Genomic DNA, 26,697 nt, shown 5'->3' with positions numbered 1-26,697 from the left:
AGCGCAATGCCCGTGGGGGCCGTGGCCCGGGTGTCCGCCGCGCGCCGTCGTGGACGCGTCCGGTTCGCCGCCGTCAGCGGGGGTCTTCTCCTGGCCGCGTTCGCCGCCCTGTGCGTGACGCTCGGCTTCGGCGACTACACGGTCCCCGTCCCGGATGTCCTCACCACCCTGCTCGGCGGCGGCGACAGCGGAACGCGGTTCGTCGTCCTCGAACTGCGCCTGCCGCGCGCCCTGCTCGCGCTGCTCGTCGGCTGTTGCTTCGGCCTGTCGGGCGCGGTGTTCCAGACCCTGCTGCGCAATCCGCTGGCGAGCCCCGACGTGATCGGGGTGAGCTCGGGCGCGGGCGCCGCCGTCGTCCTGGCGGGCGGGCTCGCCGGGCTGAGCGGGACGCCGCTGTCGTTCGTGGCGCTCGCCGGGTCCCTGGCCACCGGCGCGGCGGTCTATCTGCTCGCCTGGCGCAAGGGCGTGAGCGGGTACCGGCTCGTCCTCGTCGGCCTGGGCATCGGCACGGGCCTGTCGAGCGTCATCTCGTACCAGATGACCCGCTCCGACGTCACCGAGGCGCAGACCGCGTTCCTGTGGCTGGCGGGCAGTCTCAACGGGCGGTCCTGGCCGCACTTCTGGCCGCTGCTCGTCGGCGCCGCGCTGCTCGTGCCGCTGACCGTCCTGGTTTCGCGGGCGCTGCCCGCGCTCCAGCTCGGCGACGACACGGCGGGCGGGCTCGGCTCGCGCGTCGAACGGGACCGGCTCGCCCTCCTCGCCTGCGCCACCGCGCTCGCGGGCGTGGCGACGGCCGCCGCCGGGCCCGTCGGGTTCGTCGCCTTCGTGTCGCCGCCCATCGCGCGCCGCCTGGTCCCCGGCCAGGGCGCGGCGCTGCTGCCGTCGGCCGCCACGGGCGCACTGCTCGTCATCGTCGCCGACTTCGCCGGGCAGCACCTGATCCCCGGCACGCAGCTGCCGGTCGGCATCGTGACGAGCGTGATCGGCGCCCCGTACCTGCTGTGGCTCCTCGCCCGCTCCAACCGCGCGGGCCAGGGCGGCTGACCGTGCCCGCATCGCAACCGTCCCCCGCACGCACACACCAGGAGACCTCCGTGGCTTCCGCGCACACCCTGCAAGCCTGTGGGCTCGAACTCGGATACGGCGAGCGCCGGATCGTCCGCGACCTCGATGTCGACATCCCGGCCGGCCGGATCACCGTCGTGGTCGGCCCGAACGCCTGCGGCAAGTCGACGCTGCTGCGCTCGATGGCCCGGCTGCTCGCCCCGACCGCGGGCACGGTCCTGCTCGACGGGCGCAGCGTGCACGAGATGTCCACCAAGGAGGTGGCGGCGGTACTCGGCGTGCTGCCGCAGACACCGGTCGCCCCCGAGTCGATCACCGTCGCCGACCTGGTGGGCCGGGGCCGCTATCCGCACCAGGGCTGGTTCCGGCGGTGGACGCCCGCCGACGACGAGGCCGTGGCCACCGCGCTGCACGCCACCGACGTCCTCGACCTCGCCGAACGCTCCCTCGACGAACTCTCCGGCGGCCAGCGCCAGCGCGTCTGGATCGCCATGGCCCTGGCCCAGGAGACGGACGTCCTCCTGCTCGACGAGCCGACGACCTACCTCGACATCAGCCACCAGCTGGACGTCCTCGACCTCCTGACCGACCTCAACCGGGAGCGCGGCGTCACCCTCGTCGTGGTCCTGCACGACCTCAACCTCGCCTGCCGCTACGCCGATCACCTCGTCGCGATGAAGGACGGCCGGATCGTCGCCGAGGGCGCGCCCTCGGACATCGTCACCGAGTCCCTCGTCGAGAAGGTCTTCGGGCTGCGCAGCGCCGTCGTCCCCGACCCGGCGTCCGGCACCCCGCTCATCGTCCCCATGGGGCGCCACCACATCCGCGCCGCCTCCCCGCACCACTAGCAAGAAGAGAGAGCCCCTCATGTCCTCCCCCACCACCCCCCGCTCCGGCCGCCTCCGCTTCCTCGTCGGCGCCGTCGCCCTCGCGCTCGCCGGTTCGCTCGCGGCCTGCGGCTCGGACTCGGACGACGCCAAGGCCGACAGCGCCGGGCAGAAGGCGTCCGGCGCGTTCCCCGCGAAGGTGTCCACCAAGTTCGGCACCGTCACGGTGAACGAGCAGCCGAAGCGGGTCGTCGCGCTCGGCTGGGGCGACGCCGAGACCGCTCTCGCCCTCGGCGTGCAGCCCGTCGCCGCGAGCGACTGGCTGGCGTTCGGCGGCGAGGGCGTCGGCCCCTGGGCGAAGGGGACGTACGACAAGGCGCCGCAGAAGATCGGCACTCTGGAGCCCGAGTACGAGAAGATCGCGGCGCTCAAGCCCGACCTCATCCTCGACACCAAGGCGAGCGGCGACCAGACCCGCTACGACACGCTCAGCAAGATCGCGCCGACCGTCGGGGTACCGAAGGGCGGCGACCAGTACAAGATCTCCTGGGAGAAGCAGACCACGATGGTCGCGCAGGCGCTCGGCGTGCCCGAGAAGGGCGAGAAGCTGATCGCGGACACGGAGAAGCAGTTCGCCGAGGCCGCCGCCGCGCACCCCGAGTTCAAGGGGAAGACCATCACCGTCGGCTCCCGTACGGCGTCGACCTGGGGCGCGTACGTGCACGGCACCGGGCGGCTCGACTTCGTCGAACGGCTCGGCTTCACCAACAACCCGGCCGTGGAGAAGAAGGCGGGCGCGGCGTTCTCCGTGCCGGTGTCGGAGGAGAACCTCCAGATGCTCGACGCCGACCTGATGGTGATGGCGCCGATCGGCACGACCGCGAAGAAGATCACCTCGGACCCGCTGTTCGCGTCGATCCCGGCCGCGGAGAAGGGCCACGCGGTGGTCTTCGACGACAAGAACATCAGCTCGGCGTTTGCCACCGACTCGGTGCTCTCGGTCCGGTACGCGCTCAAGAACGTGGTACCGCTGTTCGCGGACGCCATCAAGAAGTAGCGCCCGCACTCACTCGGAACGCGCCCTAGATCCAATGCCGTTGCTTTACGGATTCGCGGGTTGGGGTCGTTGGATGCGGACGGCCTGGACACCGCCGCGGGCGGGCTGGGGGCAGGTCCGGTGTTCGGTCCGTTTGAGCCTGTAGTTGGACATCTTGCGTTTGACTACACGGGGCTGGCTGCGCAGGCGTCTGACCGGCAGGAGCCGCTCCAACAGGTCGTGCTCGAGCAGGACCAGCGCCTGGACCAGGAGGTCAGGGGGAAAAACGGCCCGGCGTGACGGTCACGCTGCGCCGGGCCGAGCGCAGGGTCTCGGTGAAGGAGATCCGGTCCGGATCCAGGCCGCCGGAGGCGGCGGTGCGAAACATCAGCTCACGCAGGGCCCGGTGGACCAGCAGGTGGGCCCAGATCTGCTGCAGCACCCCGTCCGGGGTCTTGCTGCTCAGCACGGTGTGCGCGCCGCGCTGGCGGGTCTTGAGCTCGGCCAGGACCGACTCGACTTCCCAGCGCTCTTGGTAGAGCGCGGCCAGTTGACGCGCCGGGAAGCGGCGGGCATCGAGCAGGCTGGTCACCAGCCGGTAGTCGCCGGCCGCCGGGCCGGCGTGGTCGAGCCGGTAGGCCAGGACCCTCACGGTGACCGGATCCCGCTTCGCGGAGTCGGTGCTGGCGTGGATGCGGGAGATCCAGGAGCCGTCCCGCAGCACCCGCTCGACTGGCAGGACGCGATTGGCGGGCACCCGCCACAACAGATCGGCGCCGCTGTCGGTGAAGGCCCGCCACAACGACATGCCGAGGAACTCGCGGTCGGCCAGCACCAGCTGGCCCGGCCCGCAGGAGCGGGGCAGGCGCCGGACCAGGGTGACCTCACCGGTGCGGCAGCCGGCCAGCTCCGCGTCCAGCACCAGATGCGTGCCAGTCTCCACCAGGCAGGCCATCCGCACCTGCGGGAAAGAACTCTTCTCCGGGCCGCGGGCGTTGCCCGGGCGGCCGAAGGCGGCCTCATTGGCCACCGTGTCGGCGACGTCCCAGCAGGTGCCGTCCACCGCCAGCAGCCGCAGGCCCCGCCAGAACACCCCCGGCGTGCTCTCGGTGCCCAGCGGTTTCGCCGTCGCGGTGAACAGCACCCGCAGCGGCTCACTCCCCAGCCGCTGCCGGGCCCGAAACAGCGAGGACTTCGCCGGAATGCGCCAGTCACCCAGCAGTCCCAGACCCCGCAGGCCCTCGACCAGGTGCCGCATAACCTCCAGATAGGGAGCGGGCGAGAAGAGCGCCAGGCCGAGCACGAAGTACACCACCAGCCGGGCCGGCAGCAGCCGTCTGCGTTGCTCCACCCGCCCGCAGGCAGCCACCACACGATCCACCAGACCCGGCGGATACACCCAGGTCAACAGCCCCAGACCCGATAAATCAGACACACTCACAGACACTGGCACCACCCCCGGGAGCAGTACGCAGCAGCCTACGCCGAACAGTTAAAACAACGGCATTGGCCCTAGATCCGGCTGCCCGCCGCCGTGTCGGAGGACAGCCGCTGGGCCACGTACACGGGCACGACCGACAGCAGGACGAGGACGACGGCGACGACGTTGACCACGGGGGCCTGCTGCGGTCGCGCCATGTTGGAGAAGATCCACAGCGGCAGGGTCCGGACTCCGGGCCCTGCCGTGAACGTCGTCACCACGATCTCGTCGAAGGACAGCGCGAACGCGAGCAGGCCGCCGGCCGCGAGCGCCGAGCGGGTCAGCGGGAACGTGATGTCGCGGAACGTCCGGAAGGGCCCCGCGCCCAGGTCCATCGCCGCTTCCTCGTACGAGCTCCGCAGCCGCCGCAGCCGGGCGGCCATGTTGTTGAAGACGATGACCACGCAGAACGTGGCGTGTCCGACGACGACCGTGAACAGGCCGAGCCCGACCCCGATCGGCTCCAGGACCGTACGGAACGCGGTGTTCAGCGCGACGCCCGTGATGATGCCCGGCAGCGCGATCGGCAGGACGACGGCGAACGAGACCGCCTCCCGGCCGAAGAACCGGTACCGGGCGACCGCGAAGGCGATGAGCGTGCCGAGGACGAGCGCGATCAGCGTGGCGCCGAGACCCGCCTTGACCGAGGTCCACAGCGCGTCCCTGGCGCCCGCGCTGTGCCAGGCGGCGCGCCACCAGCGCAGCGTGAGCCCGTCCGGCGGCCAGCCCGAACTCCGGTCCCGGTTTAGGGAGTTGACGACTACCAGGAACAGCGGCACGTAGAGGACGGCGAAACCGGCGCAGGCGGCGGCGCGGAGTGCGATGCGCGCGCGGCGGGACAGGTGCACCACGGACTCCCGACGGATCAGAGGCTGCCGAGCGCGCCGGTGCGGCGCACGGCGAGCAGATACAGGACGATCACGACGACCGGCACGGTCCCGAGCGCGGCGGCCAGCGGCAGGTCGAGCGTGATGTTGGCGTAGACGACGTTGCCGATGAACTGGGTCTTGCCGCCGACGATCTGTACGGCGATGTAGTCGCCGAGGCTGAGCGAGAACGTGAAGACGGAGCCGGCCGCGACGGACGGCAGGGCGAGCGGGAGCAGCACGGTGCGGAAGGTCCGCCAGGTGCGGGCGCCGAGGTCGGCGGAGGCGTCGAGCAGGGCGTCGGGGACGCGTTCGAGCCCCGCGTGGATCGGCAGGATCATGTACGGCAGCCAGAGGTAGGTCAGGACGAGGACGGCGGCGGTCAGTCCGTAGCCGGGCCCGTCGAGGCCGAGCGGGGACAGCAGCCAGTCCAGGAAGCCCCCTTCGGCGAGCATGACGCGCCACGCGTACGCCTTGACCAGGTAGCTCGCCCACAGCGGGGTGAGGATCGCGACGACGAGCAGCGGGCGCCACCGGGGGCGGGCGACGCGCGCGGTGCAGAAGGCGATCGGGAACGCGAGCACGACGCACAGCGCGGTGACGGCGAGCGCGACGCCGACGCTGCGGAGCACGACCTGCCGGTACACGTCCGTCGTGAACAGGGTGCGGAAGTTGTCGAGGTTCCAGGTCCGCACGATGTCGGAGGTGAACGGGTCGGTGGTCCACAGGCCGGACAGGAACAGCACCGCGAGCGAGCCGAGGTAGGCGACGACGAGCCAGGTCAGGGGCGCGGCGAGGAGCAGGGCGAGCCGCAGCCGCGGGCTGCGGTGCAGCGCCCCGCCGATTTTCCTCACGCCCGCCTCAGCCCTTGATCTCGGTCCACGCCTGCACCCATTTCGCGTAGGGCACGCACCTGACGTCGGTGCGGCCGTCGAGGCACTGCGGGATGGGTGTGGTCCAGAAGTGGACCTGCTTCCAGTAGGCGGCGTCGTCGGCGTGGTAGGTGGCGCAGTGCCGCTCGTCGGCGGTCTCGTCGCACGCCTTCCTGTTCGACGGAGCCTCGCCGAAGTACTCGGCGACCTGGGCGTTGACCTTCGGCGAGACGATCCAGTCGAGCCACTTGTAAGCGCAGTTGGGGTGTTTCGCCTTCGCGGAGACCATCCAGGTGTCGGACCAGCCGGTGGCGCCCTCCTTCGGCAGAACGGCCTTGACCGGGGCTTTCTCCGCCTGCGCGGTGTTGACGATGACCTGCCAGCTCGTGCCGATGACGGAGTCGCCGCTCTTGAAGGCGGAGATCTCCTTGAGGTAGTCGCTCCAGTACTCGCCGATGCTGTCGTTCTGTTTCTTCAGCAGGCTCACGGCGGCGTCGAACTGCTTCTGGTCGAGCGCGTACGGGTCCTTGATGCCGAGGCCGGGCTCGGTCTTCATCAGGTAGAGCGCGGCGTCGGCGAGGTAGATCGGCGAGTCGTAGGCGGTGACCCTGCCCTTGTGCGCGGGCGCGTCGTCGAAGACCGCCCTCCATGAGTCGGGGGCCGGGGTGACCTTGTCGGTGCGGTACATGAGGAGGTTGGCGCCCCGGCCGTGCGGGATGCCGTAGGCCACCTTCTCGACGGAGTTCCAGGGCTGCATCTTCAGGCCCGGGAAGACGTCCTTGTAGTGCGGTACGAGGTCGGTGTTGACCGGGGCCGCGTCACCGGAGGCGATGAGGCGCAGGGAGGCGTCGCCGGACGCGGAGACGGCGTCGTACTGGCCGGTCTTCATCAGGTTGACCATCTCGTCGGAGGTTCCGGCGACCTTGGTGCTGACCTGGCAGCCCGTCTCCTTCTCGAACGGGGTGACCCAGTCGGCCTCCGGGTCGTTCGAGCCGTCCTCGGCGTACCCGGCCCAGGCGATGAGGTTGACCGTGCCCTCGGACGTGCCGAGGGAGGTGGGCGCGGACAGTTTCGGCGGGGTGAAGCCCTGCTCCCCCGGCTCGCCCTTGCCGTCGTCCCCGGAGGACCCGCAGGCGGTGGCGAGCAGCAGTCCGCCGAGTGCGGCGGCGGCCATGAGGGTTCGGTGTGCGCGCACGAGGTCTCCCTGTCGGTCGGATCGCGTGGGTCGCTCGGTCTCAAGTCCTGTGGTGCAGTGGGACGTTGTGCCGTCGGTGCCAGCGCAGCAGGACGCGGCTGCCGGGCAGGGCGAGGGCGTCGGAGGCGGTCGTGTCGAGGTTCTGCCGTACGACGACGAAGCGGGTGTCGGCGTCGGTGTCGACGACGACACGGGTGGTGTCGCCGAGGTAGACGGCGTCGACGACGGTGCCGCGCACCTGGCTGTGGCCGGTCTCCGCGACGCCCTCCCCGGCGTCGTCGGGCAGGAGCCGGATCTTCTCGGGCCGTACGCCGAACGTGCCGGGCTCGCCCGCGATCAGTTCGGCGGCGGCGCCGGTGAGGGTGTTGGAGGTGCCGACGAAGGACGCGACGAACGCGGAGGCGGGCGCCTCGTACAGCTCGCCCGGCGTGCCGACCTGTTCGACACGTCCGGCGTTCATGACGGCGATCCGGTCGCTGAGCGCGAGCGCCTCGGACTGGTCGTGGGTGACGAGCACGAAAGTGATCCCGACCTCGCGCTGCAACTCCTTCAGCTCGCCCTGCATCTGCTCGCGCAGCTTCAGGTCGAGGGCGCCGAGCGGTTCGTCCAGGAGCAGGACGCGGGGGCGGACGACCAGGGCGCGGGCGAGCGCGACGCGTTGGCGCTGACCGCCGGAGAGCTGCGCGGGGCTGCGCCCGCCGAACCCTTCGAGGCGGACGGAGGCGAGCGCGGCGCGGGCCCGTTCGGCCTGCTCCCGGCGGCCGGCGCCGCGCACCTTCAGCCCGTACGCCACGTTCCGCTCGACGCTCATGTGCGGGAAGAGGGCGTAGTCCTGGAAGACGGTCGTGACGTCGCGCTCGAAGGGGGCGCGCCGGGTGACGTCGGCGCCGTCGAGGGCGACGGTGCCGCGCGTCGGTGTCTCGAACCCGGCGATCAGGCGCAGCACGGTCGTCTTGCCGGATCCCGACGGGCCGAGCAGCGAGAAGAACTCGCCCTCGGCCACGTCGAGCCCGACACCGGCGACGGCGCGCACGTCACCGAAGGACTTGTGCACATCGCGCAGCGCGATCGCGGGCAGGGCCATACGCGTAGATCATGCACACTTCAATGACGCCCACAAGACCGCCGACGGCCCTGTTACGAACGCCGGTGCCCCAGGCGTGCCACGCGCCCCTTCTCCCCCGCCGCCCAGCAGGCGCCGTCGCGCACGCAGTCGACGGTGTCGTACGAGCCGGGGTCCACGGTGCGCCAGGTGCGGCCCGCGTCCGTGGTGAGGTCGGTGCCGGTCGGGCCGACGGCGAGCGCGGCGGTGCGGCTGTGCGGGAGCCAGGCGACGCCGGAGCGGTAGGCGGGCGGCGGCCGGTCCGACGGGGTCCAGGTGCGGCCCGCGTCGCCGGTGACCGCGGCGGCTTGCGGCGAGGGGTTGCCCGCGGTGTAGTCGCCGCCGACCGCGATGCCGTGGGCGCGGTCGCGGTCGCGGAAGGCGAGGCCGAAGACGCCGCGGGCCGGGTCGCCCGCCGGGATCGGAGTGTCGGTCGCCGTCCAGTTCAGGCCACGATCGCGGGAGTGCAGGACCCGGGCGCTCGCGCCGCCTCCGGTGGCGAGCCAGACGTCCTTCGGGCCCGACGCCACGAGGCACTGGCCGGACGCGGCGAACCCGGCCTCACCGGCCTGCGCGGACACCATCCCGGCGCTGGGCAGGACGCGCCAGTTCCGGCCGCCGTCGCGCGTCGACAGGATGCGGAACTTGCCGTCCACCGGGTCGCTCATCGCAAGCCCGTTGCGGGAGTCGAAGAAGGTGACGCAGTCGTAGAACGCCTTCGGGTCGGGGTTGCGGAACGACTCCGTCCAGCTTGCGCCGCCGTCGTCGGTCCGGTAGATGCGGGACGCCTCGCCCTCGCCGATGGCGAGGACCACGGCGCGGCGGGCGTCGAACGCCTCGATGTCGCGGAACTCCAGGGCCTCCGCGGCCGCGCCGGGCGGTGCCACCTGCTTCCAGTGCGCTCCGCCGTCCGCGGTCCGCAGCACCGTGCCCTTCGATCCGGCGACCCATGCGGTGCGCCGGTCGACGGCGGCGAGGCCGCGGAAGCGGGCGTCGGTGTGCGTGTCCGTCAGCTGCCAGCCCGCCTTGGGCGCGTGGGCCGCGGCGGGGCCCGGAGCGGCGCCGAGCGCGAGGGTCGCGGCCACCCCCGCGACAGCCGTCGACCTCCCCAAACGCCCCACGAGCCCCGTGATTCCCGTGACTCTCCGTATGCCCGTACGCCTCAGATCCGTCATGGCGCGGGGAGCGTAGTCCACCATCCGGGTGGCGTCCAGATCACTCTGATTGAAATCGGTGACAGAGGTCACTCGTCTTTCGTCCGGCTTCAGGTGCACGGAGTTACCCGTTCCGCCGTCTCTTCAAGTGAGGCCGTCCGTCCGTCGTAGTCCGTGCAGTCGTCCCTAGGAGCAGGCGTTGTCCACCCTCATCGAGCAGGCCGTAGAGGCCCGAATCGTCGCCGCCGCACCCCGCATGGCCAGCATCCCCGCGACCCTCGGCTACGACGCGCGCGACCCGTTCGCCGTGCGCATGTCGTTCCCGGCCGCCGCCACCCTCGAAGGCGTCGACGTCTGCTGGACGTTCGCCCGTGAACTGCTCGCGACCGGCGTCCGCGAGCCCGCGGGCCTCGGCGACGTCCGGGTGCGGCCGTACGGGTACGACCGCACGGTCCTGGAGTTCCACGCCATGGAGGGCACGGCGATCGTGCACATCCGCACCGGCGAGCTTGAGCGCTTCCTCGCCAGCACGAAGGCGCTGGTCCCGGTCGGCGAGGAGTCCCTCCACGTGGACGTGGACAGCGACCTGGCGGAGCTGCTGCGCCAGGCGTGAACACAGCGCGGAACACAGCACGGAACACAGCGCGGACGCCCGGCAGAACCCCGGGTGAACCGCGTGCATCGTGCAGGCAGATGTGGTGACAGGCGCGGCGGCGGATGTAAGGATGCGGTGAAACAGGCGTCCGGGGGGACGCGCGGGCGTTCGGCGGGGGCTGCATGGTGCGCGGGGGGCAGGACGGGCGCGGGGCACGGACTGTGCCACCCGGTGCGCTGATCGCGGCCGGAACCGTCCTGCTGCTTGCCGTCACCGCGCTGCTGCTGCGGCCGGAGGACCGCCTCCTCGCCCCCGGGACCGGACCGCTCGGCGGCCGGGGCGTCCTCGTGGTCGGCCTCGTCGCCGTCTGGGCGCTCGGAATCACCTCCTGGACGAAGCGGCTGCGCGGCCGGATCCGCACGGACGACAGGGCGACCCACCCGGCCGCGGAACGGCTCCGCCAGGCGGCGCTCCCGCTCCTGCTCGCGGGGCCACTGGCGCTCGGGATCCTCGCCCTGGTACTGCACCGCTTCACCCGCGACAGCGCGTCCGACGCACCTCCGGCTCCCGTGCCGACCGCCCCGCCGGTCTCGACCGGCATCATGGGCCGGCCCCCGGAGAGCGGCCGGAACTCCGACCCTTCCTGGCCGCTGTACGTCCTGCTCGGCCTGGCCGCCCTCGCCGTGCTGACGGTGCTTGTGATCGTCCTCGTACGGCGGCTGCGCGGCTGGCACCCGACCCTGACGCGGCCCGACGCCGCACTCGACGAGGTCGACGACGCCGACCAGGACCGGCAGGCGCTCCTCTCCGCCGTGCGGTCCGGGCACCGGGCGCTGGCCGGGGGCGAGGACGCGCGGGCCGCCGTCATCGCCTGCTACGCCGCGATGGAGGAGGCGCTCGCCGCCTCCGGTGTCGCCCGGCACGCCTCCGACAGCCCCGCCGATCTACTCGCCCGCGCCATCCATGCGGGACGTGCGACGGGCTCGGCGGCGCCGCGGCTCACCGCCCTGTTCCGCGAGGCTCGCTTCTCCTCGCACCCCATGGACGACACCCAGCGCACGGCCGCCGCCAACGCCCTGGAGGAGATCGCCGGGCAGCTCCGCGACCGGGAGGTGACGGGATGACCGCGCCCCCGCCCCACCTGACCCCCCTGACCCCGCGCTCCCCTCTGTCCATGGGGCGGCTGCTCGCGCTGCTCGGGGTCGTGGCCGCCTCCGCCGTGCTCCTGGTGTGGCTCGTCGACGGGCCGGTCGCGGCCGGTGCCGTCGTGACCGTGCTCGTCGTCGCCGGGCTCGCCGTCGCCCGGTACGTCGCCGGGGCGGACTCCCTCGACTCCGGGCACCGCCACGACGTACGGCTGCTCCAGGCGCGGGAGCCCGGCATGGGCGAGTGGCGGAGCAACGTCCGCACGGCCACCGGCCCCGACGGCGCCCTCTACTACCGCGCCGTGCTCCGGCCCGAACTGCGCCGCCTGTTCGCCGCCGCGCTCGCCGAGCACCACCACGTCTCGCTCGACCACCAGCCGGGGCGCGCCGCCGAACTGATCGGCGCGGAGCTGTGGCCGTGGCTCGGGGCGGCGACGCCCGCGACCGGGCCCGACGGCGACGTGCCGGTCGAGGTGCTGCGCCGCCTGGTGGACCGCCTCGAAGCGCTGAACACCCCCCGCCCTCGCCCCACCGCCTGACAGCCGCCCGACCGTCTCGTGAGCGCCGCCCGATCGCCGGCTGATCGCCTCCTGATCGTCGCCTGAGGAAGAACGGAAGAACGACGTGACACCACCTTCGACACCCCCCTCCCTGACGTCCCGGCAGGCCGGTGAGCAGGCGGCCGCCGTGCTGCGCGAGGTCGGCCGCGCCGTCGTCGGCAAGGCGGACGCCCTCGAACTCGTGATGCTCGGCGTCCTCGCGGGTGGCCACGTGCTCGTCGAGGACCTGCCGGGGCTCGGCAAGACACTGCTCGCCCGCTCGTTCGCGACCACGCTCGGCCTGGACTTCCGGCGGATCCAGTTCACGCCCGACCTGCTGCCGTCGGACGTCACCGGAGCCTCCCTGTACGACCAGCGGACCGGCGAGATGGTCTTCCACCCAGGACCCGTCTTCACCCACCTCCTGCTCGCCGACGAGATCAACCGGACGCCGCCCAAGACACAGGCAGCCCTCCTGGAGGCGATGGCCGAGACCCAGGTGACGGTGGACGGGGCGACGCGCCCGCTGGCCGACCCCTTCCTGGTCATCGCCACCGCCAACCCCGTGGAGTACGAGGGGACGTACTCGCTGCCCGAGGCGCAGCTCGACCGCTTCCAACTCCGCGTGCGCATGGGGTACTTGACTGCGCACGACGAACTGTCCATGCTGCGGGCGCGGGTCGACCGGGCGGCGCCCGAGGCCGTCCTGGACCGCCTCGCCTCCCCCGCCGACGTCGTGGCGTGGCGGTCCGTCGTGGAGCGCGTCGAGATCGACGACGACCTTCTCGCGTACGCCGTCGCGCTCGTCGGTGCCACCCGCGAGCACCCGCAGATCAGCATCGGCGCGTCGCCTCGTGGCGGGCTCGCGCTCATCCAGCTCGCGCGGGCGCGGGCCGTCCTTGAGGGGCGGGACTTCGTCGTCCCGGAGGACGTGAAGGCGCTGGCGGTGCCCGCGCTCGCGCACCGGGTGTCGTTGCGGCCCGAGCTGTGGGTGCGCGAGGTGTCCACGGACGAGGTGCTGCGCGAGATCGTCGACACCGTCGGGACGCCCTCCACCCGGCGCACGGCCGCCGTCCCGTCATGACATCGGCGCCGACTCCACCCCCGGCCGCGCCCCGGCCCACCGCCTCCGTGCTGCGCGCCCTCGACGGGCGCACCGGGGCGGCGCAGCCGCCCGCGCCGCCGTCCCCGGGGCCGCGCCTCGGCGAGCGGGCGCTGCGCCTGCTCACCGTCGCCGTCGTCGCACTGGGCGCGGCGCTGCTCACCGGGAAGCCGGTGCTGCTCGCGTTCGCCGCCGCGCCGCTGGTGCTCCTCGCGCTGTCACTGCCGACGGCGTACGCGCGCCGGATCGAGACGGCGGTGACGGTCGAGCCCCGGCGCTGTTTCGAGGGCGACACCGTCACCGTCCGGATCGCGGTCGCCCACGACGGCGGCGCCGTCCGCCTCGACCCCGGCGTCACGCTCGGCCCCGGCCTGCGGCTCGACGAGGTGGCGAGCGGCCGATCCGCCGTCGTCCTGCGGTACGCGGCCGTGCGCTGGGGCCGCTGGTCGCTCGGCCCCGTCGACCTCGACGTGTACGACGCCGGGGGCACCGTGCGCCGCAGCGTGCGGGTCGACGTGCCGGAGGTCTCGGTGTTCCCGCACGCCGGGCAGTCCCGGTTCACGCCGATCCCGGTGCGGCTTCCGCAGCGGCTCGGCGAGCACACGTCGGCGCAGACCGGGGAGGGCGTCGAGGTCATCGGCGTACGCGCCTGGGAGCCGGGTGAGCGGCAGCGGCGCATCCACTGGCCGTCCACGACCCGGCGGGGCGCCGTCCACCTGCACCGGTTCGCGGCGGAACGGGCCGCCGACACCGTGCTGCTCCTCGACGCGTTCGGCGACGTCGTCGACCCGGTGACCGGCGTCTCGTCCCTCGACGAGACGGTCAGGGCCGCCGCGGGTCTCGCCCGCGCCTATCTGCGCACCCACGACCGCGTCGGCGTCGTCTCGACCGGCGGTACGACGCGGTGGCTGCGGCCCGCGACCGGGGACGCGGCGTTCTACCGCATCGTCGAGAGCGTCCTCGACGTGCGCAAGGACCGGCGGTTCGACGCGCCGGGACTGGAACGCGTACCGCCCCCGGCGCTGCCCGAAGGCGCGCTCGTGTACGTGTTCACGCCGCTGAGCGATGCCCGGGTGCTCAAGGTGTTGCGGGATCTGGAGGCCCGGGGGCGGCGGCCTGTCGTCGTCGAGATCCCGTGCGGGGATCCTCCGGTACGGGACGGTGAGGTGGCGGCCGAGCTGGGGGTGCGGCTCTGGCGGGCGGAACGGGACGCGATGCGGTTCGCTCTGCGGGACAGCGGGATTCCTGTGCTGCGGCACGTCGCCGGGGAGCCGCTGGATCTGGCGCTGGCGCCGTTGCTCGCGGGGCGAGTGGGAGGGCGGTGATGGCGATGTCCTGGCGGCCCCTGGTCGCGTACGGGGTGCGGACGTTGCCTGTACGGGTGCTCGGTGCCGGCCTCGTGGTGGTCGCGGGGCGGCCCTGGGAGACGGTGCACGGGCTGGTGCGGGCCGTGCTGTTCGCCGGTGCGGTGCTGTTCGCGGTGTGGGCGGCGCCCGGGGTGGACCGGCGGCCGACCGCGGCGTCCCCGCGGTGGCTCGACCAGGTCGTGCGGCATCGGACGACGGTCCTCGCGGGGGGTGGCGTGGCGCTCGCCTCGGTCGGGGGCGGGGTGTCCGGGTGGCAGGGGGTGTGCGCGGCGGTGCTTCTGGTCGGGTATCTGGTGCTGAGCGACTCGTGGTCCGTCGGGGGTACGGCTCGGCGAGGGTTGTGGCGGGTCTGGGGCGAGGCGGGTGCGGCTGTCTTGGGGGCCGGGCTCGTGTTCTGGGCGGCGACCGTTTCCGCCGGGCGGGTGGGGGATGGGCGGGTTGGCGCGGTGGGGGTTTTGGTGGTGGGGCTCGTTGTGGTGCTGGGTGGAGGCTGGTGGATGGTGGCCGGGGCGCGGCGGGGGCGGTGAGCGCGGCTCGAGGTGCCGGGAGATCGCCGTCGGCGGGTGCGGGTGGTTTGTGGCTGGGCGCGCAGTTCCCCGCGCCCCTGGCGGGGCGGTCGCCGTTGGCGGGTGCGGGTGGGCTGTGGCCGGGCGCGCAGTTCCCCGCGCCCCTGGCGGGGCGGTCGCTCCCTGCGTTTCAGCTACGGACCGTTAATCGGTTGACCGGGGTCGAGGCGGTTCTTATCGTTTACAGCGGTTCTGTTGTCGTCGATCGGAGTAGGACGTTGCTCGTCTGAGGTCTGAGACACCGCGCATGTCACGCCGCGCACGTCGTTGTTCCGACGTGCCGCCGCCGCGTTCATGTCGTCGTGCGAGACCTCGGCCTTCCGGGCCCGAGCCGTCCTCCCCGCGCCGCCGCAGGCCCTTTTTCATGGGCATGGCCGCCCGCGGTGTCTCGAACGCGTTGCACCCGTCATCGTTCGCACCGAGCAACCGCGAGGTCCGTATGTCCATGTCCTCATCGTCCTCATCGTCCTCATCGTCCTCCCCCGGCCACACCCACCCGCACGGCCCCACGTCCGTCGCCGTCACCGGGCTCTCGTACGCCTGGCCCGACGGCACCGGTGTCTTCGACGGGCTGCAGGCTTCCTTCGGGCCGGGCCGCACCGGGCTCATCGGCGTCAACGGGTCGGGGAAGTCGACTCTGTTGAAGCTCATCGCCGGTGAACTCACCCCGCTCGACGGGACCGTGCGCGTGTCCGGCGAGATCGGTCACCTGCCGCAGAACGTCGCCCTGGACACCACGGTCCGGGTCGACGAGGCGCTCGGCATCGCGGCGACCCGGGCCGCGTTGCACGCCATCGAGGCCGGTGACGTCCGCGAGGAGCACTTCACCGTCGTCGGCGACGACTGGGACGTCGAGGAGCGCGCGCTCGCCACGCTCGGCGAACTCGGGCTCGGCCACATCGGTCTGGACCGCACCATCGGCGAGGTGTCCGGCGGCGAGTCGGTGCTGCTGCGGCTCGCCGCGCTGCTCCTGCGCCGGCCCGATGTCCTGCTTCTCGACGAGCCGACCAACAACCTGGACCTGTTCGCGCGGCGACGGCTCCACGCCGCCGTCGAACGGTGGCCCGGGGTGCTCATCCTCGTCAGCCATGACCGTGAACTCCTGGACCGCGTCGACCAGATCGCCGATCTGCGCGGCGGCGAAGTCACCTGGTACGGCGGGAACTTCTCCGCCTACGAGGAGGCGCTCGCCGTCGAGCAGGACGCGGCCGAGCGCATGGTGCGGGCCGCCGAGTCCGATCTGAAGAAGCAGAAGCGGGAACTGTCCGACGCCCACATGAAACTGGCCCGGCGCAAGCGGTACGGGCAGAAGATGTGGGACAGCAAGCGCGAGCCGAAGATCATCATGGGCGCGCGCAAGCGGGCCGCCCAGGTCTCCGCCGGCAAGCACCGCATCCTGCACGAAGAGAAGCTGAGCGAGGCGAAGGACCGTCTCGACGAGGCGCTCGAGGCGGTGCGCGACGATGACGAGATCCGTGTCGACATGCCCTTCACCGCCGTCCCGCCCGGCCGTTCCGTGCTCACCCTGAGCGATCTGCGGCTGGCTCACGGGGCGCGGGTGCGGGGCGGGTTCGAGCTGCGCGGGCCCGAGCGGATCGCCCTCGTCGGGCGCAACGGCGCGGGCAAGTCGACACTGCTGCGCACCATCGCCGGTGAGCTGGCGGCGGTGGAGGGCGAGGCGACGGCCCATGTGCCGCTCCGTCTCCTGCCGCAGCGGCTCGACGTGCTCGACGACGGGCTGAGCGTCGCGGAGAACGTGGCACGGTTCGCGCCGGACGCCACCAACAACCGGATCCGGGCCCGTCTCGCCCGCTTCCTGTTCAAGGGCGCGCGGGCCGACCAGCTCGCCGCGACCCTGTCCGGCGGCGAACGGTTCCGCGCGACCCTGGCCGCGCTGATGCTCTCCGAACCGGCGCCCCAGCTCCTCATGCTCGACGAACCGACCAACAACCTGGACATGGCGAGCGTCCGCCAGCTCACCTCGGCCCTGGAGTCGTACGAGGGCGCGCTCATCGTGGCCAGCCACGACCTGCCCTTCCTCCATTCGATCGGGGTGACCCGCTGGCTCCTGCTCGACGGAACACTCCAGGACACCGAGGCCCCGTAAGGGGGGCGCGGGGAACGGGGGCACGGAGGGAAACAGCGCGCGGCGCGCCGTGTGACGTGTCTCTCACTCCGGTTTACGGGGCACCGGATGTGACATCGACCCTTTATCGAGCGCTTAACCTACGGCAACGTAACCTACGACACCGTAAGTAATACCGCTCGCTGTACCTCCGTCCCCCAGGAGCCCTCGTGACCGTCATCTCTCCCCGCCTCGGCTCGTCGACCTCATGGACCGACGCACGCCTTCTGCACGCGCTGGAGGAAGTGGTCGAACAGGAGCTGAACCGGCATCTGAAGGTCGCCAAGGACTGGATGCCGCACGAGTACGTGCCCTGGTCCGACGCCCGTAACTTCCCCGGCTTCTTCGAGGACGGCCAGGCCTGGGAGAAGGAGCAGTCGCAGGTCACGGAGATCGGCCGGACCGCACTGATCGTGAACCTGCTGACCGAGGACAACCTGCCCAGCTACCACCACGAGATCGCCTCGCTGTTCGGCCGCGACGGCGCCTGGGGCACCTGGGTGCACCGCTGGACGGCGGAGGAGGGCCGGCACGGCATCGTCATGCGCGACTACCTGCTCGCGTCGCGCGCCGTCGACCCGGACAAGCTCGAGAACTTCCGCATGGCGCACATGAGCGAGGGGTTCGAGTCGGACAACCGGCACTCGATGCTGCACTCGGTCGCCTACGTCGCGTTCCAGGAGCTGGCGACCCGCATCTCGCACCGCAACACCGGGCACCAGTCCGGCGACCCGGTCTGCGACCGCATGCTGGCGCGCATCGCGACGGACGAGAACCTGCACATGGTCTTCTACCGGAACCTGCTGAAGGCCGCGTTCGAGATCGCCCCCGACCTGACGATGCGCGCCGTGCGCGACGTCGTCGTGAACTTCCGTATGCCGGGGCACGGCATCCCCGGCTTCGAGCGGGCGGCGGCGCAGATGGCGATCGGCGAGGTCTACAACCTGCGCATCCACCACGACGACGTCATCCAGCCCGTGCTCCGCTTCCTCAAGGTCATGGAGATCGACGGGCTCGGCCCCGAGGGCCTCCAGGCCCAGGAGGAGCTGGGCCTCTTCATGAACGGGCTCGACAGCGAGGCCGCCAAGTTCGACGAGAAGCTGGCGGCGCGCAAGGCCCGCCTCGCGGCCCGGGCCGCCAAGGCCTGACCCCTGAACCCCTGACCCTGGAACACCGGCCGCCGCGGATCCGTCCGCGGCGGCCTTGCGGGCGTCCTTGTGGGCGTCCCTGCGGGCGTCACTGCCTGCATCCCTATGGGCAGCATTAACTTCAGTGATAGCTTCTCACTCATGGCGGAGACGAAGACCCCGCGCGAGCGGTACCGCGCCCAAGTGCGCGCGGAGATCAAGCAGCACGCCTGGGAGCAGATCGCCACGGCAGGTGCCTCCGCGCTCTCGCTCAACGCCATCGCCAAGCGGATGGGCATGAGCGGCCCCGCGCTCTACCGCTACTTCGCGGGCCGCGACGAGCTGATCACCGAGCTGATCAGGGACGCGTACCGGAGCCTCGCCGACACCTTCCGGGCGACCGAGACGGATGTCGCCGCCCTCGCGCGGGCGCTGCGCGGCTGGGCCCTCGCCGACCCGCACCGCTACTTCCTGGTCTACGGCACCCCCGTACCGGGGTATCACGCGCCCGACGACATCACCGTCATCGCGTCCGAGATCATGGCCCCGCTGCTCGACGCCTGCGCGGCGCTGACCCACGAGAACGGGGCGGCGCCGTTCGACCGCCACATCGACGCCCACCGGCCATGGGCGAAGGGCCATTCCGCCCCGCCCGCGGCCCTGCACCGGGCGCTGTCCGTGTGGACGCGGCTGCACGGTGTCCTGTCCCTGGAGGCCGCGGGGCACTTCACGGGCATGGGGTTCGACCCCGGGCAGCTCTTCGAGGCCGAGCTGGACAGCCTGCTCTGACGCCTGTCCGGAAGGGGCTCAGGCGAGCCCCGCCGCGATCGCCCGGCGCACGGCGTCCGCCCGGTCCCGGATGTCCGCCTTGGCGAACAGGTTGTTGATGTGCGTCTTCACCGTCGCCTCGCTGATGAACAGCTTCTCGGCGATGGCCCGGTTCGGCAGGCCCTGGCCGATCAGACCGAGGACCTCGCGCTCGCGGGGTGTGAGATCGGCGGGCAGCGCTCCGGGGTCCGGCGCGGGCGGGCGGCCCGTCCTGACCGTGGCGAGGAGCCGGTCCTGGACCTCGCGGTCGAGCACGGACTGCCCCGCGGCCGCCGCCCGGATCGCCCGGACGATGTCCTGCCGTCCGGCGTTCTTCGTGAGGTAGCCGCGGGCGCCCGCGCTCAGCGCGGCCAGGATCGAGTCGTCGTCGGCGAAGGTGGTCAGCACCACCACCGCGACCTCCGGGTGCTCCTCGCTCAGCCGCCGGGTCGCCTCGGTGCCGTCCATGACCGGCATCCGCAGATCCATGAGGACGACGTCCACCGGCCCCGCGCCGGCGACCGCGGCGAGCACCTCGGTGCCGTCGGCCGCGGCGGCGACCACCTCGATGCCGTCGGTCAGGCCGAGCACCGCGGCGAGCGGCTCCCGCACGGCGGCCTGGTCGTCGGCGACGACCACCCTCAACCGCTCACTCCGCGCCGCCTGTTCCCCCATGCCGGTTCCACTCATTCCGGGATCACCGCCTCCACCTGCCACCCGCCCTGGTCCGGCCCCTCGACGACGGGCCCCGCCGTGATGGTGCCACCCAACAGGGCGACGCGCTCGCGCATACCGATCAGCCCCATGCCGCTGCCGCCCCCGGCCACGCCCTCGCGGGTCGCGGGGCGGTTCACGACCCGCAGCGTCGTCGACGCGGCGGCGAACGCCAGCTCCACCCGGACCTCGCCGCCCGGCGCGTACCGGGCCGCGTTGGTCAGCGCCTCCTGGGCGATCCGCAGCAGGTTCTGCGTCACGCGCGCGGGCACCTCGCGGACGGTCCCGGTGACGGTGAGCGCGCCACGGTGGCCGGACGACTCGGCCATCGCGGTCAGGCTCCCGACGAGCGGCAGGGCGTCCTCGCGCAGCGCGTGCACCGTCCACTGGGCCTGTTTCAGGCTCTCCTTGACCATGCTGTGCGCCTTGCCGTTGGCCTCGCGGACCCGGTCGAGGTCGCCGGTGTCGAGGAGGGCGTCGGCGAGTTCGAGCTGCATGTTGATCCCGGCGAGCGAGTGCGCGAGGACGTCGTGCACGTCGCGGGCGATCCGGCCGCGCTCGGTGAGCACGGCGGTACGGGCCTCGGCGCGCGCCGCGCGTTCGGCGGACTCCGCCGCCTCGATCGCCGCCCGGATCGCCCGGTGGCGGCTGCGGTTGACGACGCCGATCACGACGGGGACGCCGGTCACGAGCCCGACGACGTACGGCAGTTCGTGGTACCCGGGGCCGAGCCGGAAGAACAGGACGCCGCCGCAGAGCAGGCTGCACCCGAGTGCGAGGAGCAGGGCCGGGCGCGTCTCCAGGCGGTATCCGGCGTGCCCCGCGAGGAAGAAGGCGAAGAGATAGGCGGTGCCGGTGGAGCTGACGGCGATCAGCGCGGCCGCCGCGACGACGCCGAGCGACAGCCAGATGAGGGCGAGCCGCGGGGACACCCTGGTCTCGGGCAGGCGGCGGGCGAGCAGGGCCAGGCAGTTGACGGCGAAGAGGGCGGTGACGGCGAGGCCGCGGCCGGTGAACCCCATGGGCCGGATGGTGAGGGCCCCGGCGACGACGACGCCGAGGGTCGCGACCCACTGCGTACGGAGGTCCTGGCCGGGGAGCTGCCACGGGCCCGCCGCCCGGGACGGGGTCGCCCCGGGCGGCGGATCGGTCTCGGTTGCGGGCACGGCCGCACCATAACGCATGGTCAGCGGGTGTGGTCGAGGACCGGCGCGGGCGTCGCGACCGCTCCGGCGGCCCGCACGGTCCGGCCCCGTACGGCCCGGCTCCGCAGGAAGATCGTGGCGAGGCGCGTGACCACCTCGGTGAGCGCCATCAGGACGAACGCCGCGACCCACGCCTGGTCGCTGGTGATGTGGTGGGTGACGCTGAACCGGCCGACGTCGTCGGCGCCGCCGTGCTCGACCCACAGCTGGAACGCCATCCGGGCGCCCATGCCGACCACCCACAGGGTCGCCGAGACGGCCCCGGCCTTGATCAGCAGGTGCTCGCCCGAGGCCCGTACGCGGGTGTAGATGCCGCCCGCGATGCCGAGGACCGCGCCGACCGCCACCAGGGCGCCGATCAGGACGAGGTCGTTGCCCCCGGTCGGGATCGTGTCGAGGTAGGACCAGGCCACGAAGGCGACGATGCCCAGCGGGAGCAGGAAGGACCTGAGGTCGAGGCGGCCCTCGCGGAGCTGGCGGAAGACGATGAGGAGGAGCGCGATGTCGGTGATCCACTCGGTCGTTGTCATGTGCTCAAGCCTGCTGCGGCAAGGCCTCCGACGCCTGGACCCAGGGGTGGAACCCCGGGTGGAGATGGCCCGGGAAAGGCCCTAGCCGCCCTGCCTCGACGGTGCCACGGTGCGGGCAGGAGGTGGACTCCATGGCGCAGACGCACGAGTGGATGTTCTACGAGGTCATGTGGCGCAGCTGGGCCGGGCGCGCCCAGGTGCCGTACCCGGTGCCGTGGTGGGCACAGCAAGCGATGCGGCGGTGGAGCGACGACTTCGACGCGGGGACGTACGACTCCAAGGAGGCGGCGTTCGCCTCGAACGCGCTGTACCGGTACTGGGGCATGGTCGGGGTGAAGGACCACCGGCAGGAGTCGCTGATCGGGCAGGCCGGGGAGATCGAACCGGTCTACGACAAGTACTGCCTGTCGTTCTTCCTGTTCGACCCGGCGACGGGCGCGCTGCACCTGCCGCAGCTCACGGACGGCGGGACGGTGGAGCAGCGCATGGAGGCCCCGCATCTGCCGGTCGTCCTGACGCGGTTCCGTACGGCGGACGCGGTCGAGTTCGTGCAGCGCACGTTCGCGGTGCCGGTCGGGGCGCGGCAGCGGGACGCGGTGGTGACCCGCCTGACCGTGGGCTCACCGACGGGACGGGCGCGCGAGGGCCTGCTGTGCGCGGCGGTGATGCCGGCCGGGCCGAGCGGCTTCCAGCGCCACGACCGCAACGGGCGGACCATCACCGACCGGCGCCTCACGTTCCTGCGCTACCTGCCCGGCGAGCGGCGGGTGGAGACGAACAGCGGCTGGGGCCCGGTCTTCGACACGGCGCCCGACGGCTACGGGGTGTACGGGAATCCGGAGTTCAGCACGGACCCGGACGTGTACGTGCGGCACAGCCCGTTCCACGACCTGGTGACGGCCGGGAAGCTGAACGGGGCGGTGGAGGCGCAGGACCAGGTGGCCGGGTTGTGCAGCGCGGTGTTCAGCTGGCCGTACCGGGTGGTCGAGGACGAGCTGATGGAGGTGGACGTCCGGCTCCCCGTCGACCTGTACAGCGGCTCCGACGACCTGGCCGAGCTGCGCGCGACCCCGGCCGACGAACTGGAGGGCGGCAACCGGGACTTCTGGACGGAGAAACTCCTGCGCCAGGGCGTGCAGCCCGAACTCCCGCGCCCGGTGGCCCACTTGACGGACCTCTTCCGGCAGGCACGCTCCGAGCTGCTCATCCTCTCCGACCTCGGCGAGATCCATCCGGGCCCGACCGTGTACGACTCGTTCTGGATCCGGGACTCGTCGGTGGAGGCGACGGCGTGCTCGCTCGTCGGCGACTCCGCGCTCGCCGGACATCAGCTGGGCACGCACTACCCGCTGAGGTTCAACCGGGGCGGCGGGCGGATCGGCCCGTGCGCCGAGTACGGCTTCTACGGCGGCCCGCACGAGAAGGACGACCGCGAGTGGGACAGCAACGGGCAGGCGCTGTGGGCGCTCGGCCGCTTCGACCGGACCTCCGGCCGGGCCGCCGCGTTCGGCGCCAGGCTCTACACCCCGTACGTCCTCGACGGCGCGCGCTGGCTGCGGGACAACCGGGACGGCTACGGGCTGCTGCACAGCGGCTGGAGCGCGGAGCACCTCGGCGAACGCGACAAGCCGCACTACTGGGACGATCTGTGGGGTTGCGCGGGACTGTACGAGGCGGCGCGGCTCGCGGAGCGGATCGGCGCGCCCGAGGTGCCCGAGCTGTGGGGCGCCTTCGACGATCTGAAGGCGGCGACGGCCGCGTCGATGCGCTGGGTCCTCGCCGAGCAGCGGCGGCGCGGCGCCTGGGAGACGTACCTGCCGACGGGCCCCGGCGACGTGGGCCGGCTGGACTCGACGATGATCGGCGCGGCGGCCTACTTCCACCCGCTGCGCCTGCACATGGGCAACAAGCTCGGCGACGACATCGACCAGGCCGCGCGGCACACCCTGGACACGATGTACGCGCACTTCGTGCGGGGCGGCTTCCGGCACGAGGCGGCGTGGAACGCGTACGGGCCGTATCTGACCATGCAGCTCGCGCACGCCTATCTGCTGGCCGGGAACCCGGGGCGCGCCGACGAGCTGCTCGGCTGGGTCGTCGACGCGGCGTTCCCGCACATCCAGGACCGTGCCGTGGCGCTCGGTGCGTGGAACGAGCAGCACGCCTTCCCGATCGCCTCGGACTTCCGCGAGGTGCCGGGGCGGCACTGGTACATGGGCGACATCCCGCACGGCTGGGCCGCCGCCGAGTACCTGCTGCTGATCCGCGACATCCTGTTCTTCGAGGCGGACGAGGACCGCGACCCGCATCTCTACATCGCGCCCGGTGTGCGCCCGCACTGGCTGCGGGACGCGCAGCCGGTCGCGGTCGAGGACGCGCCCACCCTGTTCGGCCGGCCCTTCGGCTACCGGCTCACGCACGAGGCGGCGGCGAAGCGGGTCCGGGTGCGGATCGGGTCGGCGCCGCCCGGGGTGCGGTTCGTCTACCCGTGCCGCTTCGGCCCGGTCCGCACGGCGGTCGCGGACGGCCGGGACCTGGACGTCAGCGGTTTCGGCGACGACGTGCACGTACCCGCGGGCACCCGGGAGTTCACGGTGACCTACGCGTGAGGCGGAGGTGACCTCTGCCGCAGGCGGAGTTGAGCTACGCCTGCGGCGGCGTGCGCCGGAGGTGGTGGCGCTCCTTCTCGGAGAGGCCGCCCCAGACGCCGAAGCGCTCGTCGTGGCTGAGGGCGTACTCCAGACAGGCGGGGCGGATCTCGCACATCCGGCAGATCAGCTTGGCCTCGCGGACGGAGCTGCCCGGCTCGGGGAAGAAGAAGTCTCCGCCGGTCTGGGCGCACAGCGCCTGCTCCTGCCAGGCGGGCGCCGTGGGGGTGAGGGTCGTGTTCGCGTGCATGGTGACGAGAGTGCCGCCCGGCGAAAAACGCGGGATCAACGAACGATCAACGCGGCTCGCCGGGCGGCCGGGCGCCCGCCCCGACTATGTCTGGTTCGACTATGTCTGGTTCGGATCGCCCTTGATCACCGCGAACACGGCCCCGTGCGGATCGGTGAGCGTGGCGATCCGGCCCACCCCGGCCACGCTCTCCGGCGCGGAGCGGACCGCGCCGCCGAGCTTCTGGGCCGCCGCCGCGGCCGCGTCGACGTCCGGCACGTGGATGTACGGCGTCCAGTGCGTGTCGAGCGCCGCCTCGCCCGGCTCGGTGTCCAGCGGGGCGATACCTCCGAACATCCCGTTCTCGTCCGTGCCGGCCGGGTTGACCGTGGTGTACGAGCCGCCCGGGAACTCCACGTCGAACGTGCCCCAGCCGAGGACCGTCCCGTAGAACTCCTTCGCGGCGGGGACGTCGCTGGTGTGCAGCTCCACCCAGTTCAGCCCACCGTCCTCGGTCGCGTGCTCGAAGCCCTTGTGCTGCCGGGGCTGCCAGACGCCGAACGCCCCGCCCGCCGGGTCGGCCAGGATCGCCATGCGGCCCTGGTCCAGGACGTCCATCGGCTGCAGGTACACGGTCGCGCCCGCCTGCTCGGCGGCCTTGACCACCGCGTCGACGTCCGCGGCGCGGAAGTAGACCGTCCAGCCCGGGGCGCCCTGGTCGGCGGTGACGGTCATGGCACCCGCCACCGCCTTCCCGTCGAGCGTGAACATGCCGTACCCGCCGGTCTCGGGCCCGCCCGACCGGAACCGCCAGCCGAGGACGCCGCCGTAGAAGGCGACCGAGGCGTCCAGATCAGGGGTGGCGAGGTCCAGCCAGTTCGGCGCGCCGTTCACGGAATCCGTCGTGATCATGGTGGTGCCCTCCTCGTCGAGGGATTTCTTCGTGGACTGCCGAGTCTTGCACCGCCCACTGACAATCCTCCGCGCACGCCGCTGACCAGGCAAGGTACGGACCAATGCCTTCGGTACCCCCTCATGTTCAACCCTTGAACGGGATCATGCGACGGGAGCGCTCCCTGTCATAAGTCTTGACGGCCGCGGCCCCTCTCGCCACAGTGGGCCTCCCCCACAGTGGGTCTCCCCCACATTCGACCCCCACATCTCAGGAGTGCGATCGTGATATCGCGCAGGATGTTCCTCGCCGGCGCCGGAGCGACCGTGGCCACGGCCGCCGCCTCCCTCACCGTCCCCGCCTGGACCGCGGGCGCCGCGCCCGCCACCTGTGAACTGGCGCTGGTGAACAAGTCGTTGCCCGGCACGGTGCGCGCCTACGTCACCGGCCATGAGCAGTCCACCGGCAACTGGGTGCTGCTGCGCGCCGACGGCAGCGTCTACCGCCCCGCGTCGCCGAGCGCCCCGCAGACCCCGCTGCCCGTGGACTGCGCCATCCCGCTGAACGGGGCGGGCGGCGCGCCCAAGGTGCTGACGCTGCCTCAGATGTTCGGCGCGCGGATCTACTTCGTCCGCGACACCACGCTGGACTTCTTCCTGAACCCGGGCCCGGGCCTCGTCGAACCGGCGTTCGCGACACCGACCGACAAGAACTACAACAAGACCTGGTCGTTCTGCGAGTTCACCTTCAACACGCAGCAGCTGTACGCCAACATCAGCTACGTCGACCTCGTGACGGCCCTGCCCATCGGGCTGACCCTGGAGGGCGACGCCACGCACACCGTCGCGCCGCTGCCGAACGGCGCCGTGGACAAGATCGCGGCCGACCTCACCGCGCAGGCCGCCAAGGACGGGCAGCCCTGGGACAAGCTCGTCATCCGGGGCGGCGACGGCAAGGTCCTGCGCGTCATCTCGCCGCAGAACCTGATGGCGCCCTACTTCGACCGGCCCGACCAGATGCCGTTCCGCGACGTGTGGAACGGCTACATCGACCGGGTCTGGGACAAGTACCGCTCCACCGACCTCAAGATCGACCTCCAGGGCGGCCGCGGTGTCTTCACCGGCCGGGTCAGCGGCGACACCCTCACCTTCAACGGCGGCCACACCTTCTCCAAGCCGTCCTCGAAGGACATCTTCACCTGCAACCACGGCCCGTTCACCAACAACCCGGCCGACTCCGACGACAAGAAGGCGCTGCTCGCGCGGATCGCCGCCGGGTTCAACCGCAGCATCATGCTCACGCACCCGACCCAGCCGAACGGCGCGGGCTCCGGCGACTACTACCAGGACGCCACGACCAACCACTGGTCGCGGGTCGTGCACGCCAACTCCCCGATCGGCTACGCGTTCCCGTACGACGACGTCCGCCCCGACGGCCAGCCGGACGTCTCGGGCGCGGCGAACGACGGGAACCCGCGCCGCTTCACGGTGAGCGTCGGCTCCTGACCCC

General features: G+C 72.3%; 25 protein-coding genes. 14 read left to right on the top strand and 11 right to left on the bottom strand.

The genetic code is table 11. The features are described 5' to 3' along the window. The first annotated feature begins 6 nt into the window (after positions 1-6). Genes N5I75_RS26150 through N5I75_RS26140 form a run of 3 tightly spaced genes read left to right on the top strand, consistent with a single transcriptional unit; the run spans position 7 to position 2,949 of the window. Positions 7-1,044: a FecCD family ABC transporter permease gene (locus N5I75_RS26150; RefSeq protein ID WP_476681300.1), complete on the top strand. Its 1,038-nt coding sequence runs from the start codon at positions 7-9 to the stop codon at positions 1,042-1,044. 50 nt (positions 1,045-1,094) lie between these two features. After that, the gene (locus N5I75_RS26145) at positions 1,095-1,913 is read left to right on the top strand and encodes an ABC transporter ATP-binding protein (protein WP_476681192.1); all 819 of its coding nucleotides are present in this window, start codon (positions 1,095-1,097) and stop codon (positions 1,911-1,913) included. Between the two features lie 19 nt (positions 1,914-1,932). After that, positions 1,933-2,949 (top strand): iron-siderophore ABC transporter substrate-binding protein, encoded by a 1,017-nt coding sequence (locus N5I75_RS26140; protein ID WP_476681190.1) that lies wholly within the window; start codon positions 1,933-1,935, stop codon positions 2,947-2,949. Between the two features lie 253 nt (positions 2,950-3,202). On the opposite strand, the gene N5I75_RS26135 is transcribed toward N5I75_RS26140, so the two are convergent. From N5I75_RS26135 to N5I75_RS26110, 6 genes are all read right to left on the bottom strand, one after another. Next, on the bottom strand, positions 3,203-4,363 hold the full coding sequence (locus N5I75_RS26135) for an IS4 family transposase (protein WP_476677332.1): 1,161 nt from the start codon (positions 4,361-4,363) through the stop codon (positions 3,203-3,205). 77 nt (positions 4,364-4,440) lie between these two features. Beyond that, positions 4,441-5,256 carry an ABC transporter permease gene (locus tag N5I75_RS26130; protein WP_476681188.1) on the bottom strand — a complete coding sequence of 272 codons (816 nt, stop codon included), beginning with the start codon at positions 5,254-5,256 and terminating at the stop codon, positions 4,441-4,443. A gap of 17 nt (positions 5,257-5,273) precedes the next feature. Continuing rightward, positions 5,274-6,128, bottom strand: a complete 855-nt coding sequence (locus N5I75_RS26125) for an ABC transporter permease (RefSeq protein WP_476681186.1) — start codon at positions 6,126-6,128, stop codon at positions 5,274-5,276. Between the two features lie 7 nt (positions 6,129-6,135). Then, complete coding sequence (locus N5I75_RS26120; protein WP_476681184.1) at positions 6,136-7,341, bottom strand: ABC transporter substrate-binding protein; 1,206 nt, start codon at positions 7,339-7,341, stop codon at positions 6,136-6,138. A gap of 40 nt (positions 7,342-7,381) precedes the next feature. Beyond that, the gene (locus N5I75_RS26115) at positions 7,382-8,425 is read right to left on the bottom strand and encodes an ABC transporter ATP-binding protein (protein ID WP_476681182.1); all 1,044 of its coding nucleotides are present in this window, start codon (positions 8,423-8,425) and stop codon (positions 7,382-7,384) included. 53 nt (positions 8,426-8,478) lie between these two features. Then, entirely contained in the window at positions 8,479-9,618 is a 1,140-nt protein-coding gene (locus N5I75_RS26110; RefSeq protein WP_476681180.1) for a WD40/YVTN/BNR-like repeat-containing protein, read from the bottom strand. A gap of 178 nt (positions 9,619-9,796) precedes the next feature. Here N5I75_RS26110 and ssgD point away from each other — a divergent pair, with 178 nt between their 5' ends. The 9 genes from ssgD to N5I75_RS26065 all read left to right on the top strand — a co-directional run bounded on the left by ssgD (position 9,797) and on the right by N5I75_RS26065 (position 18,952). After that, positions 9,797-10,210, top strand: a complete 414-nt coding sequence (ssgD, locus tag N5I75_RS26105; RefSeq protein ID WP_476681178.1) for a spore wall synthesis regulator SsgD — start codon at positions 9,797-9,799, stop codon at positions 10,208-10,210. 203 nt (positions 10,211-10,413) lie between these two features. After that, positions 10,414-11,316: a DUF4129 domain-containing protein gene (locus N5I75_RS26100; RefSeq protein ID WP_476681176.1), complete on the top strand. Its 903-nt coding sequence runs from the start codon at positions 10,414-10,416 to the stop codon at positions 11,314-11,316. Beyond that, a complete protein-coding gene (locus N5I75_RS26095; RefSeq protein ID WP_476681174.1) occupies positions 11,313-11,876 on the top strand; it encodes a hypothetical protein in 564 nt (187 codons plus the stop codon). The genes N5I75_RS26100 and N5I75_RS26095 overlap by 4 nt, the downstream gene beginning before the upstream one ends. An 85-nt stretch (positions 11,877-11,961) precedes the next feature. Further along, a complete protein-coding gene (locus N5I75_RS26090) occupies positions 11,962-12,960 on the top strand; it encodes an AAA family ATPase (RefSeq protein ID WP_476681172.1) in 999 nt (332 codons plus the stop codon). Next, entirely contained in the window at positions 12,957-14,303 is a 1,347-nt protein-coding gene (locus N5I75_RS26085; RefSeq protein ID WP_476681170.1) for a DUF58 domain-containing protein, read from the top strand. The genes N5I75_RS26090 and N5I75_RS26085 overlap by 4 nt, the downstream gene beginning before the upstream one ends. Next, positions 14,303-14,872, top strand: coding sequence for a hypothetical protein (locus N5I75_RS26080; protein WP_476681168.1), 570 nt, complete (start codon positions 14,303-14,305; stop codon positions 14,870-14,872). Before N5I75_RS26085 ends, N5I75_RS26080 begins: the two co-directional genes overlap by 1 nt. 484 nt (positions 14,873-15,356) lie before the next feature. Beyond that, positions 15,357-17,018 (top strand): ABC-F family ATP-binding cassette domain-containing protein, encoded by a 1,662-nt coding sequence (locus N5I75_RS26075; RefSeq protein WP_476681166.1) that lies wholly within the window; start codon positions 15,357-15,359, stop codon positions 17,016-17,018. A 188-nt stretch (positions 17,019-17,206) separates the two neighbouring features. Further along, positions 17,207-18,184, top strand: coding sequence for an acyl-ACP desaturase (locus N5I75_RS26070; protein WP_476681164.1), 978 nt, complete (start codon positions 17,207-17,209; stop codon positions 18,182-18,184). A gap of 141 nt (positions 18,185-18,325) precedes the next feature. Next, positions 18,326-18,952 carry a TetR/AcrR family transcriptional regulator gene (locus N5I75_RS26065; RefSeq protein ID WP_476681162.1) on the top strand — a complete coding sequence of 209 codons (627 nt, stop codon included), beginning with the start codon at positions 18,326-18,328 and terminating at the stop codon, positions 18,950-18,952. Positions 18,953-18,970: 18 nt separating this feature from the next. Here N5I75_RS26065 and N5I75_RS26060 read toward each other — a convergent pair whose 3' ends face one another. From N5I75_RS26060 to N5I75_RS26050, 3 genes are read right to left on the bottom strand one after another with little or no spacing between them, the layout of a single operon-like run. After that, the gene (locus N5I75_RS26060; protein ID WP_476681160.1) at positions 18,971-19,645 is read right to left on the bottom strand and encodes a response regulator transcription factor; all 675 of its coding nucleotides are present in this window, start codon (positions 19,643-19,645) and stop codon (positions 18,971-18,973) included. Between the two features lie 11 nt (positions 19,646-19,656). Next, complete coding sequence (locus tag N5I75_RS26055; RefSeq protein ID WP_476681158.1) at positions 19,657-20,868, bottom strand: sensor histidine kinase; 1,212 nt, start codon at positions 20,866-20,868, stop codon at positions 19,657-19,659. A 2-nt stretch (positions 20,869-20,870) separates the two neighbouring features. After that, positions 20,871-21,419, bottom strand: a complete 549-nt coding sequence (locus N5I75_RS26050) for a hypothetical protein (protein ID WP_476681156.1) — start codon at positions 21,417-21,419, stop codon at positions 20,871-20,873. Between the two features lie 131 nt (positions 21,420-21,550). Here N5I75_RS26050 and N5I75_RS26045 point away from each other — a divergent pair, with 131 nt between their 5' ends. Next, positions 21,551-24,028, top strand: a complete 2,478-nt coding sequence (locus N5I75_RS26045; protein ID WP_476681154.1) for a hypothetical protein — start codon at positions 21,551-21,553, stop codon at positions 24,026-24,028. Between the two features lie 34 nt (positions 24,029-24,062). On the opposite strand, the gene N5I75_RS26040 is transcribed toward N5I75_RS26045, so the two are convergent. Both N5I75_RS26040 and N5I75_RS26035 read right to left on the bottom strand, forming a co-directional pair. Further along, positions 24,063-24,317, bottom strand: coding sequence for a WhiB family transcriptional regulator (locus N5I75_RS26040; protein WP_476681152.1), 255 nt, complete (start codon positions 24,315-24,317; stop codon positions 24,063-24,065). 99 nt (positions 24,318-24,416) lie between these two features. Continuing rightward, entirely contained in the window at positions 24,417-25,208 is a 792-nt protein-coding gene (locus tag N5I75_RS26035; protein WP_476681150.1) for a VOC family protein, read from the bottom strand. Positions 25,209-25,472: 264 nt separating this feature from the next. Here N5I75_RS26035 and N5I75_RS26030 point away from each other — a divergent pair, with 264 nt between their 5' ends. Further along, positions 25,473-26,693 (top strand): glycoside hydrolase family 64 protein, encoded by a 1,221-nt coding sequence (locus N5I75_RS26030; RefSeq protein WP_476681148.1) that lies wholly within the window; start codon positions 25,473-25,475, stop codon positions 26,691-26,693. Positions 26,694-26,697: the final 4 nt, after the last annotated feature.

This window comes from Streptomyces sp. R818 (genome assembly GCF_056172735.1).
Note: the sequence above shows the minus strand (reverse complement) of the source record. Positions and strands in the feature narration are given on the sequence as shown.

What these genes read in the sequence shown, in the direction of transcription:
- N5I75_RS26150 (WP_476681300.1), top strand. Translation starts at nt 7, where the DNA reads ATGCCCGTGGGGGCCGTGGCCCGGGTGTCCGCCGCGCGCCGTCGTGGA.
- N5I75_RS26140 (WP_476681190.1), top strand. Translation starts at nt 1,933, where the DNA reads ATGTCCTCCCCCACCACCCCCCGCTCCGGCCGCCTCCGCTTCCTCGTC.
- N5I75_RS26115 (WP_476681182.1), bottom strand. Translation starts at nt 8,425, where the DNA reads ATGGCCCTGCCCGCGATCGCGCTGCGCGATGTGCACAAGTCCTTCGGT.
- N5I75_RS26110 (WP_476681180.1), bottom strand. Translation starts at nt 9,618, where the DNA reads ATGACGGATCTGAGGCGTACGGGCATACGGAGAGTCACGGGAATCACG.
- N5I75_RS26095 (WP_476681174.1), top strand. Translation starts at nt 11,313, where the DNA reads ATGACCGCGCCCCCGCCCCACCTGACCCCCCTGACCCCGCGCTCCCCT.
- N5I75_RS26085 (WP_476681170.1), top strand. Translation starts at nt 12,957, where the DNA reads ATGACATCGGCGCCGACTCCACCCCCGGCCGCGCCCCGGCCCACCGCC.
- N5I75_RS26080 (WP_476681168.1), top strand. Translation starts at nt 14,303, where the DNA reads ATGGCGATGTCCTGGCGGCCCCTGGTCGCGTACGGGGTGCGGACGTTG.
- N5I75_RS26075 (WP_476681166.1), top strand. Translation starts at nt 15,357, where the DNA reads ATGTCCTCATCGTCCTCATCGTCCTCATCGTCCTCCCCCGGCCACACC.
- N5I75_RS26065 (WP_476681162.1), top strand. Translation starts at nt 18,326, where the DNA reads ATGGCGGAGACGAAGACCCCGCGCGAGCGGTACCGCGCCCAAGTGCGC.
- N5I75_RS26060 (WP_476681160.1), bottom strand. Translation starts at nt 19,645, where the DNA reads ATGGGGGAACAGGCGGCGCGGAGTGAGCGGTTGAGGGTGGTCGTCGCC.
- N5I75_RS26055 (WP_476681158.1), bottom strand. Translation starts at nt 20,868, where the DNA reads ATGCGTTATGGTGCGGCCGTGCCCGCAACCGAGACCGATCCGCCGCCC.
- N5I75_RS26050 (WP_476681156.1), bottom strand. Translation starts at nt 21,419, where the DNA reads ATGACAACGACCGAGTGGATCACCGACATCGCGCTCCTCCTCATCGTC.
- N5I75_RS26045 (WP_476681154.1), top strand. Translation starts at nt 21,551, where the DNA reads ATGGCGCAGACGCACGAGTGGATGTTCTACGAGGTCATGTGGCGCAGC.
- N5I75_RS26040 (WP_476681152.1), bottom strand. Translation starts at nt 24,317, where the DNA reads ATGCACGCGAACACGACCCTCACCCCCACGGCGCCCGCCTGGCAGGAG.
- N5I75_RS26035 (WP_476681150.1), bottom strand. Translation starts at nt 25,208, where the DNA reads ATGATCACGACGGATTCCGTGAACGGCGCGCCGAACTGGCTGGACCTC.